This is a genomic window from Labilibaculum sp., assembly GCF_963664555.1.
GTDB lineage: Bacteria > Bacteroidota > Bacteroidia > Bacteroidales > Marinifilaceae > Labilibaculum.
Genome location: NZ_OY761461.1, coordinates 3,692,186 through 3,707,769 on the forward strand (window position 1 = coordinate 3,692,186; position 15,584 = coordinate 3,707,769).

Consider the following 15,584-nt stretch of genomic DNA (forward strand, 5'->3'; position numbering starts at 1 on the left):
GCTTTTACAGTTTTACTTTTTGCCTTTGACTGTTCGACCGTTTGACCATTCAACCATTCGATCGTTTGACTTTTAAGACCTTTAGGACTATCAATGATCTAAAATCAACCTTACCATATGGACAGAAGAAAATTTCTGAAAAACAGCAGTCTTACCTTAACTGGAATAGCCGCATCAAAACTACTTTTAGGTCAGGAGAGTATTTTTAGTTTCAATCCTGAGTTCAAAGGGAAAAGACCTAATATCCTTTTTATCATGACGGACCAGCAGTTTGCCGGTGCCATGAGTAATGCAGGCAACAAGAATTTAAAGACGCCTGCGATGGATTATATCGCCGCCAATGGAATGAGATTCGAAAAGAGCTATTGCCCTACTCCTTTGTGTGTGCCTTCCCGATCGTCGATGTTTACAGGGATGTATCCACATGAAATCAACGTACCCATTAATAACATGAAAGCTGAGTGGGATACCAAACAATATCCATACATGGGGAAGATCATGGCAAAAGCGGGTTATGATACAGGCTATGTTGGCAAGTGGCACTTGCCGGCTTTGCCTGAAGATATCAACACGCATGGTTTCGAATACATCAAATATGCCAAGGACAACAGAATTGATGCTCTTGTAGATGGTGCCTGCCGCGATTTTATGATGGAAAAGAGAGAGAAGCCCTTTCTGCTGGTCAGCTCTTTTGTGAATCCTCATGATATTTGCCAATGGGCACGGGGCGACGAAATGCTGAACGATCACCTGGGCGAGGCTCCGGCTCCTGAAGATTGTCCGGAACTGCCGGCTAATTTTGAAATCCCGGAATTGGAACCGGATATCCTGCGTTTAATGCAGACTTACTCACCAACAACTTATCCAACCACAGATTGGGACGAAGGCAAATGGAGACAATACCGATGGGCTTACTACCGATTAATTGAGATGGTTGATGCCCGAATCCAAAAGGTATTGGATGCTCTGAAAGAATCCGGTCAGGAAGAGAACACCATCATTATTTTCACTTCTGATCATGGCGACGGACACGGAGCTCACAAATGGAATCAGAAACAAGTGCTTTACGAAGAGTCGGCTCGTGTACCGCTGATGGTGAGCTGGAAGGGAACCATTGAAGGCGGATCAGTTAACAACAAAGAAGTGGTTTCGACAGGAATTGATTTGATTCCAACAATGTGCGACATTGCAGGCGTTGTGGCACCGGCTTATCTGAAAGGATCATCCTTTAAGAATTTGGCTTTAGGCAAAAAAGAACCAACCTGGCGCGAATACACGGTCATCGAAACTGAATTCTGTCAATCGAAAGAAAGCTTCCATATCAAAGGCAGATGTGTAAGAACGGAGAACTTTAAGTATATGGTATACGACAAAGGAAATTTGCACGAACAGCTGTTTGATATGCTGAAAGATCCGGGCGAAACGAATAACCTTGCCTGCAAATCAGCTTATCAGAAACAGCTTGTAAGGCACCGCAGGCATCTTGTAAAATGGATGAAGGAAACCAGCGACGAATTTACATTGCCCTGTTAATAACCGGAAATTAAAAATAAAGGGGAGCTCCGTTTTCAACCAATCGAATCGACTCTCCCCTTCTCTAAAATGAATTATCAGCCATGATAAAATACTTTCTTTTTCTTTGTGCTATTTTAATTTCGTACAGCAGTATTGCTCAGAAATCATTGGAATCTGGCAAACAAAAGCACTTACTATATGAATGTGACTTTAACAGCAAAGCCACACTGAACGACTGGGTGATGGAAGGCCCGGGTATTGCCAAAATCAACAAAGGACGCCTGGAACTATATTCACGATATCATAAAAAAGTATATCGGAAAATGAAAAAAGGAGATCTTGTTTTCGAGGAAGGAACTGAAAAGTGGTATCAGTACTATGTAGATGGTCTGGCAAAAAAAGCAGAACCAAAATTGTACCCCATTTACAAGCAAACAAAGGAATTTAGAGGCGGACATTTGGTTTTCTGGAACAAAACAATGAGTTCTGAAAACTATGTGATTGAATTCGATTTTCAGTCTGCGGTTCCCTATCCCCTGCACATGATTCTATTTTCGGCAAAGGGAAGTAAAGGAGAAGATGTTCTCGATCCATGCTTAAAGCCTCGTTGTGGGCTTGCCAATCAATACACCCGATCGGACCTTTACAACTATCGCATTTCGTTTTTAGCTCCTAAAAGAGGAACTGTAAACATGCGTAAATGTCCCGGACGACGGCTGGTTGCCAGTGGCGAAGACTTCAGCATTGGGAACATTATGGGCAGGCACCACATAAAAGTGATTAAATGGATGGATCAAATCGAGTTCCAAATTGATGACAAAATGGTTTTTCAGTACAAAGACACTGAAACAGATGCTCCTCTTTCTGCCGGACAAACAGCCATTCGCTTAATGGTTCCTGCCCGGGGATACTACGATAACTATCAAATATTCGAGTTGAAGGAATAAGACCAAATCAACATCAAAACATGCCTTGTAAAATGGTGCTTTTAGATGAATTATGAACCTTAAAAAGGAAGCCTTAAAAACCCGCTAAGCAGCAAACTTTTAAGGCTTCCTTCTTATTTTTTTGAATAGTACTCGATTGTGAAACAATCACCTGTGTTGTGTGTCTTATTCCTTATTTCATAAAAAACTCTTTTACTCCACTCAAAATACTTTGTGCTGCGTATGATGCCAAAATCAAACCCATAATTTTACTAATTACAATAATTCCAGATTCTCCTATTTTCTTTTGAATGAAATTTGATGCAAGCAATAAAATACATGTTATTGTAACTACAATCAAAAGCATTAATGACGTAGTCACTTGTTGGCTTAATGAATAAATATGATTATCAGTTAGCAATACAACTGCCATTATAGCACCAGGTGAGGCTATTGAAGGAACTGCAACTGGAAAAATGGTTACATGTTTGTAATCTTTTATTAAGTGTTTTTCAGATTCTGGTTTTCCTTCACCAAATATCATTGTAAGAGCAAATAGAAATAGAATTACACCACCCGAAATTTGAAAGGCTTCAAGGGTAATGTCCATGCCCTCAAGTATAATCTGACCAACAACAATAAAAAATAAAAGCACTAAAAAAGCTGTTATTGAAGCATTAACTGCAATTTTTCTCTTATGCTTTTTGTCAAAATGCTTGGTTGCTTCTAAATAAACAGGAATCGAACCTAAAGGGTCAATCACTGCAATTAACAATAGTATGGTGTTTATTAATTCTTTCATATTATTCAAATACCGGCAGTCCTCTTGTTGTAAATGATAATCCTTGTTGGCCATATGTTGAAATCATTACAGCCTCAAACAACGGCGGATTTTTATCATTTCTTTTTGCCCAGTCAAAAACGAAATTTGCTCCTGAACCTCCCTCCATGTCTTGTTCTTCTATTATTATTTCCAAGGTTTCTAATGGTCTTAAAAAAATCGGTTTTTTAATATACTGTCTAATGTTTTCTCCGATGGTATTGTAATAGTCAGCCTTTAAAATATAAACAGAATCGGTTGGTGAGATATTCCGAATGCTAACAGTAATTGTAAGGTCAAATGTCCGATGCTCATGAATATGATATATATGAGAGTAAACCGGAAGATAGGTTTTTCCTTGAAAAAACGGATCAAAACTCTCAATGTTAGCCTGTTTGCTTGTCCAGTCTGCTTGCTGAACAGGGTATTTATCAGTTTCTCTTTCGCTGCAGGAACTAATAATCAGGGCTATAATTAATATTTTAAATATATTTCTCATTTATATATGCTTTTGGTACTCAGTCATAAATTTACAATAAATTATCCTGTGCACGATAGCTGTCTTTTTTTTTATGACATGAAACGCCAGTCTGTCTAAAAACGAATCAAACGGCTCAATGAAGTGTTAAATATAGCTGTTTTAAGCATACCTGAAAATTGATATTGCTTTTATTTTGATATCAAATTGAGGTTCTTATTTGGGTTCATTTTCCCCGTTTCACACGATTTTATCGTGTGCTTACTATTGGGAATAAAGGAACTCGGCACAATCGTTCTCCAGCGGGAGGATATTATTAAGCCTGCTCGCAGCTGACAGCCCCCCCTTCCACACGATACAATCGTGCGGGAGCGGGAGGATTTTCAACCTAAAAAAGGAAGCCTTAAAAGTTTGCTAAGCAGTAAACTTTTAAAGCTTTCATCTTATTTTTAGAAATATTATTTAGTTGTGCAACGCTTACTTTTGTTATGGGCTTTTATTTTTTCAACCCAAAGGAATTTAAGAACTTATCAACAGATTCGATATCTATCTGCTGACCTCCTGCACTAATCATGAATAAGTCGTTATCAATTTTATAAACTCTACTTTTTATAATTCCATCTCCGTTAAAAACTTTGCAAATTGACTCCATACCAATATAGTTTTTGTATGTTATTTGTTTAAATTCAAAGTCCGTTCCTCCAAGTTTTGTTGCAGAACCAGCCAGCATGGCTTTAAATGATTCATTCAATAGATTAGGATCTGTTTTTTCTAGAACTTTTAATTTATTGGGAAATGCATTATGTGCTATAAAATACATAAAAGGTTTATTCTGTTTTGCTCCTTGTAAAATCCAATTTGTAATTAAAATATTCTCGAGATTAGGGTCTCTACTTTCTGTTTTTTCAACTTTAAATTCAGTTACTGGAAATTGTATATCAAATTCAGGAATAACATGAGCTACTGTTTCAATCTTATTCTTCTTTTTAGAGTCTGAATTTGTCTGTCCATTTGAACATGCTGTAACTAGTGATAAAAATGCGACTAATCCTATTATTCCAATATTTCTCATTTCTTAAATTATAGAGTTTGTGTTTCGATTAATTAATTGCCCATAACGTCAGTCTGTCTAAAAACTTATCAAACTGCACAATTAAGTGTTAAATATAGCGGTTTTAGGCATACATAAAAATTGATATTGCTTTTATTTTGATATCAAATTGAGCTTCTTATTTGGGCGACACTTAACTTTAACAGCAGTATTAATTCAAGAAAATAAGATAATTGCTGTATTGCCCATTTCATGAGGGTTTTCAGGCCAATAATATTGATTAAGCGGCGCAGGTTGTAGGCGGTCATTTGTAAGCCCACATCGGCACTAGCCCTTGCCATGCTTTTTTTTGTCAATTTCTTCTTCGATGATCTTTTTTTTATCGCCGTCACTTTCTGCCAATGCCTTTTCATACTCCGAAAGCTTGTTCTCAATATAAGCTAAATGACGGTCAATCTTTTTTTGATTGAAGTTGTTTTTCTTGCTGTTTTGTGCCCTGAGTTTGGTGCTGTCACCGGCCAGCAATTTTCCTCCAATCAAATTAAAGTGTTTGGCCAGTTGAACGGTTTGCCGGAATACTTTTTTTATTGCTTTGGGATTGTCCCGTCTAAAGTTGGAGATGGTATTGTGGTCAGGGCTTAAGCACCTGAGCAACCACATAACTTCTATGTTTCTCGTACACTCTTTCTCTAAACCCCGGGAGGAGCGGGTTCTGTTCAGATACCCATAAATGTAGAGTTTGAGTAAATCCGATGGACGGTAAGCCGGTCGTCCGTTTTCATCAAAATCAACTTTAAAACCAAAGTCATTCAAATCAAGGCTGTCAACAAACAGGTCGATCAAGCGAACTTCATTGTCTTTAGCAATTGACTGATCCAGTGAGATGGGAAAAAGATGAGTTTGTGTTCTGTCTTGTCCTTGTATAAATCTCATACCATAAGATAACAAAGTGTTGAAAACCTGCCAAATACAGCAATAATAACTTGTCAACAACTTATCAAGGTTTTTAGACAGTCTGACGGTCACTTGTAAGTTGTCGTTGCGGATTTCGGAGCTCGTTCCTGTCCGGCAGGACGGAACGATGTTGCGAGAATCCAGCGTACGACACACCACGAACCCCGCAATGCAATTTACAATTTGTTATGGGGCGATTTTTTTTATCGCATTTAAATAAAATTTCTCGTAATCTTTTTTTGTATTTATACTAAAAGGAACTACATCACAACTTTTTAGTAGTTCCAGTCTGTGTTTAATTTCCTTATGACTTTCCGAATTGTAATAGAAGAAAATTTTATTATTAATTGGAAAGCTTTTGTGTTTTCTTCTTGCGCGATAAGTTAACAACCACCAAAGGTGCATTTCTACAAAGTCAAGGGTTAACCCAATAATATGGATATCGTGAGTAAAGAAGAACTCAATCCAACTGTCGTATTCAAAAGAATTATTCTCAAATTTTGCTTTTATTGAGTCTGTACTGTATGATTTGTACAATTTACCCCCAAGCACATATTCTCTCAATTTTTGTAAATATCCACTATATTGTTCATATCCTAGCATTATGGAAGTTGATATTCTTGAGTCTCCATGAATATGCCAAATCTTTTTATTGTCATTCTCAGTGTGTCTAAATAAACTGTATGTGGTCTGTTTAATTTTACCCTTGTCGGATGTTTCTGCTGATTTTTTTATTGCATTTTCCAAAGTGAAATCGTAATTCGCAGTCAAAATGTTACTTGCGTTAGATTTAGCAAGTTCTTCATGGATGCTATTTTGGTGCAATTTGCTCGTCTCTGTTGCAATGAATTTTTTTACTTCTTTTTCTTCAATCCCCCTATTTTTCATTGCTTCAATGACAATTTCTTCATAAAGCAGAGGAAATGGTTTATTGTCCTTATTTATTTGTCCTTCGGCGCCAATAAATGAAATAAGGTTATCAATTAAATCACTCCATGAAAAGCTATTATTAATTCTGTTTATTCCGTTTCCGACTAAAATTACTTTCTCATTCATAACTCAGGTTTATTTAGTTAGATATTGTCTTATTTCAAATTGCACCATAACGAACAAGTATATGCAAATGTGGGCGATTGCGGGCTTCAAACTTATCAAACCGTGAAAAAGTTTGAGCGAGCTAAAACCGTTGAATTTACTACTATCACGCCTATTTGCTATATACATTGTTGTGGCGTCGTTATTTCTTGTTTTTCTTATATGACTGTTTAATCAATGACATTATATACTCTAAATTTTCATCATCACGAATCTGCAATTCATAATCTCCATTTCCCCAATGTCCAACGTTTGAAACATCTCTCGCTAATTCTTTTGGGTCGTCAAGTTCTCCTTTAAACATATTAATCCACATTTTCAGAGCTTTCTTCTGTATATGAATGTCGGCAATGTTGGAGCCACTCACAAAAGCCAAATATTTTTTCGTTGGTTTTAGTTCAATTCCGTCAAGGTTTGAAATCGCTGATTTAAAAGTATCATAAAGCTCTAAAATCTCGGGAGATGCAATTTCCAAATGCTCTTTCTCTGTATAAACTTTAATCTCTTTGTTTACTGTCTCAACTACATCGTCATCACGGGAAATTGTTTTCACACTCTCTTGCGCTCCGCTCGTCTGAATCTGACTGTAATTAACAGTTTGGTTATCATACCGTTTTATTTCCCATAATTCAATCGGCAAGTCTTTAAAGTTTATGGCTTCACGTTGATAAGTCGTAAATGATGGAGAGACAAATATTACTCTTGATTGAGACCAATCAACATCGTTTCTTTTTAGCACTTCCTTTCCACACTCATTATATTCAAGTATAAAGTCTGCTTTATTGTTGAGCATTAATGATAGATATGCATATCCTTGGTCGATTACACTAAAGTTCTTGTCACGTTTGTACTCAATAATCACAAATGAACTTGCATCTGGGTCAAATGCCAATGTGTCTATTCGAAAATTATTTAACGCAAATTCAGACTTTACAAAATCAAGTCCGAACACCAATTTTAAATTCTCTTCAGTCAATGTTTGTAAATCCTTTTCCAGCTTAAAAGGATTTTCCTTAATCAACTCTAAATTTCCATTATTTATCTTGTAGTTTGCCATATTTTATTGTCCTTTTAATGCCAATATTCTCGATACATATCTGCAATCATTTCGGCTTTTAAATCCTCATAATGCGAAATCATATCCCACTGCCAATCAAAAAAGTAGATGAGTTTATCAATTACAGTTTTAAAATTATTCAAATCAATTGTTTCGCGATTCAAACTATCTTTTCTATTTGGCCCTCGTGTCACTGGGTATCGAAAAGACATTGACTGAGGGTCTTCTGAATTGAATTGACTAATAATCCTTTCGACGTTATCCAAAATATCTTTGTCAATCTGCTCTATTTGTGGCAAAATTTCATTTCTGTATGTATTCCAGAGTCTGATTAAACTATGTTCGTCGGAAAAATCCTTTTCTTTGTCAAGATATTTATACCCCATTATAATCAACTCTTTCAGTCTTAATTCCAGAAACTGGCGATAGTTAAATACTAATGGATAAATCAACGTGTTTGAATAAAATCTATTTTCTATGCAAAATTCCCAAAGTTTTTTACCTGCTTCTTTGTAGCCCTCTGAATAAAGGAAAAACTTATTCGCTGGATTTTTCAACCAAGCTCCATAATCGGGATTTATTTCATCCTTAAATATGCTATCTGATTTATTTGGTAAACTCTCTTTCATTTGGTACGGTTTTTTTTTAATTCTGACTAACGTCAAAATTCTGCACTCAAATTAGGCAAGTTGCAAAACCCAACGTCTTCTGGTTTTATGTCAAATTTAATAATATTTTTCTTTATTCTTGAAACAAGCTTTAATTTTCTCTTTTGGTCTAAAAACAGATAATCTGTGGGTGGTTGATAGGGCACCTTTTGAGTAATCATTGTCCATATTATTACTGCCAACTTTCTTGCTGTCGCACTTACTGCTGACTGCCGACCTTTTCGATAGGCAATCCGTTTAAAAAAGTCAGACATATGCGTATCTTTTAAATTGCCAATAGCATTGGCTGAATGGCGTAGAGCAATCTTTAATCTATTACTCCCTTTGGGTATTCGATTACTCAATATTTTACCACCTGATATTTTATTATTGGGAGCTAATCGCAACCATGAGCAGAATTCTTTTGATGTCTTAAATTTCTTAAATCCATCAATTCCTATTTCACTCATTATTGCCATTACTGTTGCATGACTAACACCTTCGATTGCCATTAAATCAACTCCTCCGAAGTATTGATAAGCTACTTGGTTGAAATTTTTGATATCAATAGCATTTTTATTGATTCTTTTATAAGGCTTCTCTGTTGTTTTAAGCTTTAGCTTTTCAGGATTTTTCTTTATTTCTTTCCGTACAAGCTTCTCAATTTCTATATCACAAGCCTTTATTTTTCGTTGAAAGAATTTATAGCTTTCATATTCTTGTTTCAACCCAAATAAGAAATCTTCTCTGTTATTTCCGTGTAATGCTTTGGCTATTTCTTCTTTGGGTTTTCTACAATTATAATGCCGATGCTCTGCTAATGAATATGGATCAAGATTTCCATTACAGATGTCTTCTATTATTTTCATTCCTGTAAGCCCACAAATATCATTTACTACTACATCTAATCGAAAGTTTAAAAATTTCAAATACTTCTGCATTTTCCGCGATGCACTTGCAGCTAAGTCTAACCAATTAGTTCGCTGTCGACAATATGTACGTAATATCTCTGTCATCTCATCCGGCAAAAAGCTGCTAGTCAATAAGCCTAAAGAATGAAGCTTTTGAATCCAGCGACTATCTTTGACATCTGTCTTTTTCCCTTTTGCATTTTTTGTAAATTTTCCATTACACAAAATCACTTCTAAACCATGCTTTTGTAACTCGACATATAAGTTTTGCCAGTAATCTCCTGTTGATTCCATAGCTACAGAAGTGATTCCATAAGATAACAGCCATTCGCATAATTCAATCAAATCTTCTGCATATACCCCAAATTCTTTTACATCTTCCAAGGATTGACCTACTGCTACAAAATGTGATCTACTGCCAATATCAATACCTGCTGCATTGGTATTGATAATCTCCATTTCAATTTTCTTTTTCCTTGCCATTATTTACACTTTAAATAAATAAAATGACTCTAAGGAAATGTATCTTTGATTCGAGAATTATTCTGAACGGGGTCTTCGCTAAAGCGAGCCACCACTGTAATTATCAACAGGCCTTCGAATCACAACTTCGAAGGCTTTTACATTTCAACCAGAATGCGCCACGGGCTTTGAATGCACCAGTTAAAGAATCGGTTATGCAAAGAGTCTCTCGAAATATAGCAGGAAATTTTATTAAGGATTCTATTCGTTAGCAATAGTAATTAATTGGTTACGCTGATGTGGCGAATGCGCCACAACGGTGGCGGTATGAAAAGTTGCCGATTGCGGGCGATTTTCTGTCAAGTTACACAAATGATGGAGCGGACTACAACCCTTGAATAACCTAATGTCCCGGCAATTTTTTATACCGCGTGTTGGCGTTTCGTTGTTTTTTATCCAACCCACGTGGCAAAATTGTTGTATCCATCATCATCTATCCAATCGTAAACTGGATAGATAGTTGATAATCTATATATCTTATTTCTTTTTGATTCTTCTACTTCATTAACAGTCCAGCCTTCCAAGTCAGTATATTTTGTCCATTCACCTTGAATATAATTATGAAGGCTCAATTTTTTTCCAGTATTGTCAAATGAATATCCTAAATAGTAGAACGGATTATTTCCTTTTGACTTAGTATTACCATCTTTCCCTTTTATACCATTAATATGGATACCTAATAGAAAATTGCCTTTCTCAAGACTTTTCATAATTTCATAATCAACCCACCTTCGTTTAAAAGTGTCTGAACCAATTAAAACACACGTTACCGAAGTGTTTTTAAGCTCACTATTGATTAATCTTTTTAGTGCTAAATCACTAGTTTTCTTTGCATCTTCCCAAATTGAAGCATCAAAATATCCAGCATTGTCATCCTTTGTCAGTTTGTGATTTCTCACAACATTTGCTCTAAAATCAATTACATCTTGATAATGAAAGCTAAAAAATACTCTTCTTGCCATAAGCTTATTTGTTAATTTTTTGAATTATAGATATTACAGTTTTTATGATGTCAGGAATTGTCATATCACTTTTTGCAAATTCATTCACAATCGGAATTAACCATTCGTGGTTTGGATAGAACTCTTGGGGAGTTGCCATAACAGTGTTAAATATTTCCTCTGACATAAAACCTGTAGAAGCTATTGGAATTGGAATTAAACCTCTTTCAATAGCAATTTCAAATTCACGCTTAACACCATTAGCATTAATAATATTCTTGCTTTCATCAAGTTTATTTCCAAAAATAAAAATTGCTATACCTGCAAATTTTATCATTCGTTGCCTATATTCTTCCCATAACACAGGTAAGTCTTTATTGCCTGTTTTAAATTGGGGAAATGGCTTAATAATTAATTGGTCTTCACTATATTTATCTGGTCTCTCATAGATTGCATCTAAGGCTCCATTAATGACAGCACTACCAACACCCCACCCAAAACCATTGACAATTCTAAATCCAGATGAAATAATCTCTTTACTTAGGTTATGAATAAAGGTCTGAGCTTCAAGTCTATTTAGTCTTCCGTAATCTTCTGCACTTCCAGAGATAAAAACAGTTCTTTTTCTGAATCTATTTTCAACCTCTTTTAATATTTCTGTTATTTCTGTGAAGTCTTCAATGATTAATGCTTGAATCCCATATCTCTTTAAATCATTAATCATCAGCATTTGCTTTCTTGATTTATATTCAAAGTCAGCTTGAGATTCTGCTCCCCAATCGCCTAATTTGAATTTTTTAATAAAGCAATAGTGCTGTCTTTTGTCCTGTGAAAGCTTAATATTTAGACGACTCAAAACATAATCTAAGTTTGGGTCAGTAAAACTAAAACCAATAAACAAAAATGTTTTTGTCGTCAAATCTCCCGAAAGTGCAGCAATAAATTGTTCATGAGTTTTATAATAAGCTTCATATTGTTCTTTAGTTAAAATAGCATCATTTGGCATTGAAACATCTCCATGCATTTTATAAACAACAACATCCCTTTTAGGTCTTGTATTGGTTAACTGTTTTACGTTGTGTTTAACATCAATAATTTTGTTTGCTTCTTTTAGTGAATTTTCGATTAAAACATCATAATTTGTTGTCCAAAATGTTGATATTGGAAGCCTAGCAAGAATTCTATGATTTTCTGTAATATCATTTTCGTCAATAAACTCTTCTAGAATTTTTCGATTCAATTTTGCTTTATTGCCTCCTTTTTCATTTACATGGTATTGAGCCAAAGAAATTAAATCATATTCTTTATCAATTTCTAACCCAAGTTCCTTAGCTATGTCTTCAAGAAGTTCTGACCAATTAACATAGCCAGCAGCTTTTGACATACCTGCACCAGCAAAAATAGCAGCATTATTTTCTGCAAGGTCATTTACATAGTCCTTTATAAAAGCCTCTATTTCATTATTAAATTTCATCGTTGAGTAGGTTTAGTTCCATTTAACCAAGAATTAAAAATTGTATATTTTGATTGGGTCTCATGAACCCACAAAGCCACCTTATTACTGTCTTTTATCGTATCGATTTGTATATAGTAATAAATGCCAAGGTATTCAGAACCGACAAAAGAAGTCTTACTATTTTTAGAAATCGGCAATACAGCTACAGTTCCTCTAAGAGCATCAAAATAACCAAGTTCCCAAGGCATCCATTTAGAATTTGAAGCATTTTATGAAAAAGCATATATCAATGATTTACAGTTTTTCATTCGCTCTTGTAGAGTTAGTGCAGTCTCTTTTGTTACATTAGCTCTACTAAGCAATGGGTCTTCAATCCAATCCACATATACTGAATACCCCAAGTCTTCAATTTCTAGTTTTAAACCTGCTACTATTTCTGAGTCACTTGAGCTATGTGATAGAAATATATCATAAGTTTTTGATTGTGAAGAAAACAGCTTCTGCCTACTAATTGATTCATTAAGTATTTGTTTGGCTCTAGTTTCATAACTGTCATAAATAGAACCATAACCTCCTTTGCTTAATTGGTTTCTAACTCTATTTCGTAATCTGTCTTCTGTAAATAATGCCATAGTTTATTTTGTGTACGGGGTTTTTCTACAATGAACGCCAACGTAAAAGTGTTTTATCCTTTCGTTTTTTAAAATTAACAAAACATTATTTAGAACACTGATTTTTACTTCTCAGAATAGTTCCAAATAAAGGATAAAACATAGTTGGACAATGTCGCCGGAGCTATGGGCATTTAATTGCTTTGTTTTCTCAGACAGTAGTTTCGGACTTTCTGCTTGCGCTGTGTGACAGAAAACCAGAGTGTTTCATTACTGTTTTTTGCTTGGAATAGAGCATAATTCACCCTTTCAACTGCTGTTGTTAAATTTTCTTTTTATCATTCAAAGAACTTTTTACTCATCTTATTGGTCAGGTTTCGGGTTTAGGCAAAGCCCTGCATAAGATTCTGCCTTTTTTACATTTCGGGCAATGGCTCACGTCTTTCCCCGTGAGTAAAGTGTAAACTTCAATGGCTGATAATCCCTCGTATTCAGGGATGGGCATACAGGTTTCCATAAGAGCAACAATCTGTTCTTTTTTGGTTTTGGAATTTGCTGATGAAAGGATTCCGTAATACCTGATTTTGTAAAAATTGTGAGGAAGAATGTGAAGCATAAACCTTCGGATAAACTCCATGGTATCGAGTTGCATTGTTTTTGAAACAAGCCTTTTGCGATCCTTGTAACTAAAAGATACTTTCCCGTTTTCAACACTTGTAATTCGGGAATTACTAATTGCCACCTTGTTGGTATACCTCCCCAAATATTTTATAACTGCCTGAACTCCGGATATTGGCTTTTCGATATTTACATTCCAGCCTGTTTTATAGAGATCATTCTTAATCCTGTTCCATTGAAAATGTTCAGGAATATTGAGTTGTTTTTTCTCTATTGCCTGACTTATTCTCTGGCACAGTACGCCCCGAAATAAACTGCTGATCACCTTTTTCGGAGCTAAGAAATTGTTCATACATGGCACCCATTCCATTTGATCATCAGATAATCCGCCTGAAGGGATAATCATATGAATGTGCGGATGTTGATTCATCGTTTGTGTCCAGGTATGCAAAACCGCTACGGCTCCTGTTTGTGCTCCTAAAAATTTCGGATTGGAGGCTGCTTTGCCAACAGCCTGCCATGCAGCTTGAAATAGTGCATCATACAATTTCTTCTGGTTCAGATAAACCAGCCCGTTCAACTGATGTGGAATGGTCAGCACCAAATGAAAGTGTTTGCAATCCAGTAGTTTTGATTGTAATTTATCTACCCACTTTGCCTGTTTGGTAAACTGACATTTGGGACAATGTTTGTTTCTGCACGAGTTGTAGGCCTGCCTCTGGTAGTTGCAGGAATTACAGTAGCAGGTATGTCCGTTAAGTTCACTTGTTCTGCATGCGCAGATATCCCGAAAAGCCTTTCTTTGCTGCTCAAACAGGTTGTAAGTGCTTAAGTATTGCCTGTTCTCCCTTAAAATAGCTGCCAAATCGTACCGGGTTCGTCTATTTTCGATTTTACCCATGAGTTTCGTTTGTTTTTATTTCCAGTAAATCAGGTATAGGTATTGAGCTGGTATCAGCAACGTGCAGGTAAATGGAAGTTGTTTTCATGGCATTATGTCCTAAGATTAACTGCAGCTGTTTCAGGTTTAATCCGCTTTCGAGCATGTGAGTGGCAAAACTGTGCCGAAGAGTATGGGGGGTGATTCTTTTGTTTACTTTGCTCTTTAGAGCCGCTTTACGCAGAATATTACGAAATGAGGTAGGTGAGTACTGCATATCAGGCCTGTAACCTTCAAACAAAAACTTCGAAGGACGATACTGTTTGTAATACTCCCGAAGAATTTTAAGCAAACTGGATTTGATAGGTATTTGCCTTTGTTTACCTCCTTTCCCATACTTTACGATAATCATATTTCTGGCTGAGTCGATATCTTCCACCCGCAGTGAAAGAATTTCATTTCTTCGCATTCCGGTAGCATAGGCCAGCGATATCAAAGCATGATGCTTGATATTGGATATGCATGACAACAAGACCTGAACCTGCTCTGGGGAAAGAATCTGTGGTATTTTTTTATGGGTTCTGGGACGTTTGACTTTAAAAGTTGACCATTCCCGTTTCAGAATATCGCATTGTAGAATGCGCCATGCACCTATGGCTTGGTTGATTGTAGAATTGGAAATCTTATCTGCCGTAATTCTTTCCGACAAATAATCTTTAAACTGCTCCAGGCTGAGCAAATCCGGAGATAAGTGATAATGTAAACTAAGACGGGTTAGACTGGAAATGTAACTGCTGATGGTACGCGGACTGTAATTTCGGATCTGCATCTCGGCAACCATCAATTCTCTAAGACTTTTTTTTCATGACTAAATTTTTAATGAATAAATATTCAATCAAGTTACAAGCTTATTTCTTAACTACCGCCATAGGCGGTTTTTGTTCAACTCCCAAATAAAGCCATGGGCTTTATTTCGTTTATATTTTAATGAAAAGTGTATTTACCGACCCATATCGGGCAGTAATGTACACCTATTATGATGACAACATAAAATATCATCTGTAAAAACCATACTAAAGTAATAAATCGAAACAAAGATTCA

The 15,584-nt window shown here is 35.8% G+C and carries 16 protein-coding genes; 2 read left to right on the forward strand and 14 right to left on the reverse strand.

Annotation, left to right across the window (positions count from 1 at the left end; genetic code table 11):
• The first annotated feature begins 117 nt into the window (after window positions 1-117).
• Both ACKU4N_RS14625 and ACKU4N_RS14630 read left to right on the forward strand, forming a co-directional pair.
• On the forward strand, window positions 118-1,533 hold the full coding sequence (locus ACKU4N_RS14625) for a sulfatase family protein (protein ID WP_321317518.1): 1,416 nt from the start codon (window positions 118-120) through the stop codon (window positions 1,531-1,533).
• A gap of 83 nt (window positions 1,534-1,616) precedes the next feature.
• Window positions 1,617-2,462, forward strand: coding sequence for a DUF1961 family protein (locus ACKU4N_RS14630; RefSeq protein WP_321317520.1), 846 nt, complete (start codon window positions 1,617-1,619; stop codon window positions 2,460-2,462).
• A gap of 172 nt (window positions 2,463-2,634) precedes the next feature.
• Here ACKU4N_RS14630 and ACKU4N_RS14635 read toward each other — a convergent pair whose 3' ends face one another.
• From ACKU4N_RS14635 to ACKU4N_RS14700, 14 genes are all read right to left on the reverse strand, one after another.
• A complete protein-coding gene (locus ACKU4N_RS14635) occupies window positions 2,635-3,243 on the reverse strand; it encodes a MarC family protein (protein ID WP_321317522.1) in 609 nt (202 codons plus the stop codon).
• A gap of 1 nt (window position 3,244) precedes the next feature.
• Window positions 3,245-3,760: a DUF3124 domain-containing protein gene (locus tag ACKU4N_RS14640; RefSeq protein WP_321317524.1), complete on the reverse strand. Its 516-nt coding sequence runs from the start codon at window positions 3,758-3,760 to the stop codon at window positions 3,245-3,247.
• A 475-nt stretch (window positions 3,761-4,235) separates the two neighbouring features.
• Window positions 4,236-4,811 (reverse strand): hypothetical protein, encoded by a 576-nt coding sequence (locus ACKU4N_RS14645; RefSeq protein WP_321317526.1) that lies wholly within the window; start codon window positions 4,809-4,811, stop codon window positions 4,236-4,238.
• 306 nt (window positions 4,812-5,117) lie between these two features.
• Window positions 5,118-5,723 carry a transposase gene (locus tag ACKU4N_RS14650; RefSeq protein ID WP_321317528.1) on the reverse strand — a complete coding sequence of 202 codons (606 nt, stop codon included), beginning with the start codon at window positions 5,721-5,723 and terminating at the stop codon, window positions 5,118-5,120.
• A gap of 207 nt (window positions 5,724-5,930) precedes the next feature.
• Window positions 5,931-6,800 (reverse strand): SIR2 family protein, encoded by an 870-nt coding sequence (locus tag ACKU4N_RS14655; RefSeq protein WP_321317530.1) that lies wholly within the window; start codon window positions 6,798-6,800, stop codon window positions 5,931-5,933.
• Between the two features lie 181 nt (window positions 6,801-6,981).
• Window positions 6,982-7,896 (reverse strand): DUF5655 domain-containing protein, encoded by a 915-nt coding sequence (locus tag ACKU4N_RS14660; protein ID WP_321317532.1) that lies wholly within the window; start codon window positions 7,894-7,896, stop codon window positions 6,982-6,984.
• A gap of 14 nt (window positions 7,897-7,910) precedes the next feature.
• The gene (locus tag ACKU4N_RS14665) at window positions 7,911-8,525 is read right to left on the reverse strand and encodes a hypothetical protein (protein WP_321317535.1); all 615 of its coding nucleotides are present in this window, start codon (window positions 8,523-8,525) and stop codon (window positions 7,911-7,913) included.
• Between the two features lie 32 nt (window positions 8,526-8,557).
• Window positions 8,558-9,937 (reverse strand): IS110 family RNA-guided transposase, encoded by a 1,380-nt coding sequence (locus ACKU4N_RS14670; protein ID WP_321317537.1) that lies wholly within the window; start codon window positions 9,935-9,937, stop codon window positions 8,558-8,560.
• Between the two features lie 431 nt (window positions 9,938-10,368).
• Complete coding sequence (locus ACKU4N_RS14675; RefSeq protein WP_321317539.1) at window positions 10,369-10,938, reverse strand: TIR domain-containing protein; 570 nt, start codon at window positions 10,936-10,938, stop codon at window positions 10,369-10,371.
• A gap of 4 nt (window positions 10,939-10,942) precedes the next feature.
• Window positions 10,943-12,391, reverse strand: coding sequence for an SIR2 family protein (locus ACKU4N_RS14680; protein ID WP_321317541.1), 1,449 nt, complete (start codon window positions 12,389-12,391; stop codon window positions 10,943-10,945).
• Complete coding sequence (locus tag ACKU4N_RS14685) at window positions 12,388-12,621, reverse strand: hypothetical protein (RefSeq protein WP_321317543.1); 234 nt, start codon at window positions 12,619-12,621, stop codon at window positions 12,388-12,390. Before ACKU4N_RS14685 ends, ACKU4N_RS14680 begins: the two co-directional genes overlap by 4 nt.
• Before the next feature lie 21 nt (window positions 12,622-12,642).
• Window positions 12,643-13,005, reverse strand: a complete 363-nt coding sequence (locus tag ACKU4N_RS14690; protein WP_321317545.1) for a toll/interleukin-1 receptor domain-containing protein — start codon at window positions 13,003-13,005, stop codon at window positions 12,643-12,645.
• Between the two features lie 349 nt (window positions 13,006-13,354).
• Window positions 13,355-14,503, reverse strand: coding sequence for an IS91 family transposase (locus ACKU4N_RS14695; protein ID WP_321317547.1), 1,149 nt, complete (start codon window positions 14,501-14,503; stop codon window positions 13,355-13,357).
• The gene (locus tag ACKU4N_RS14700) at window positions 14,496-15,323 is read right to left on the reverse strand and encodes a tyrosine-type recombinase/integrase (RefSeq protein ID WP_321317548.1); all 828 of its coding nucleotides are present in this window, start codon (window positions 15,321-15,323) and stop codon (window positions 14,496-14,498) included. The genes ACKU4N_RS14695 and ACKU4N_RS14700 overlap by 8 nt, the downstream gene beginning before the upstream one ends.
• Between the last annotated feature and the right edge of the window lie 261 nt (window positions 15,324-15,584).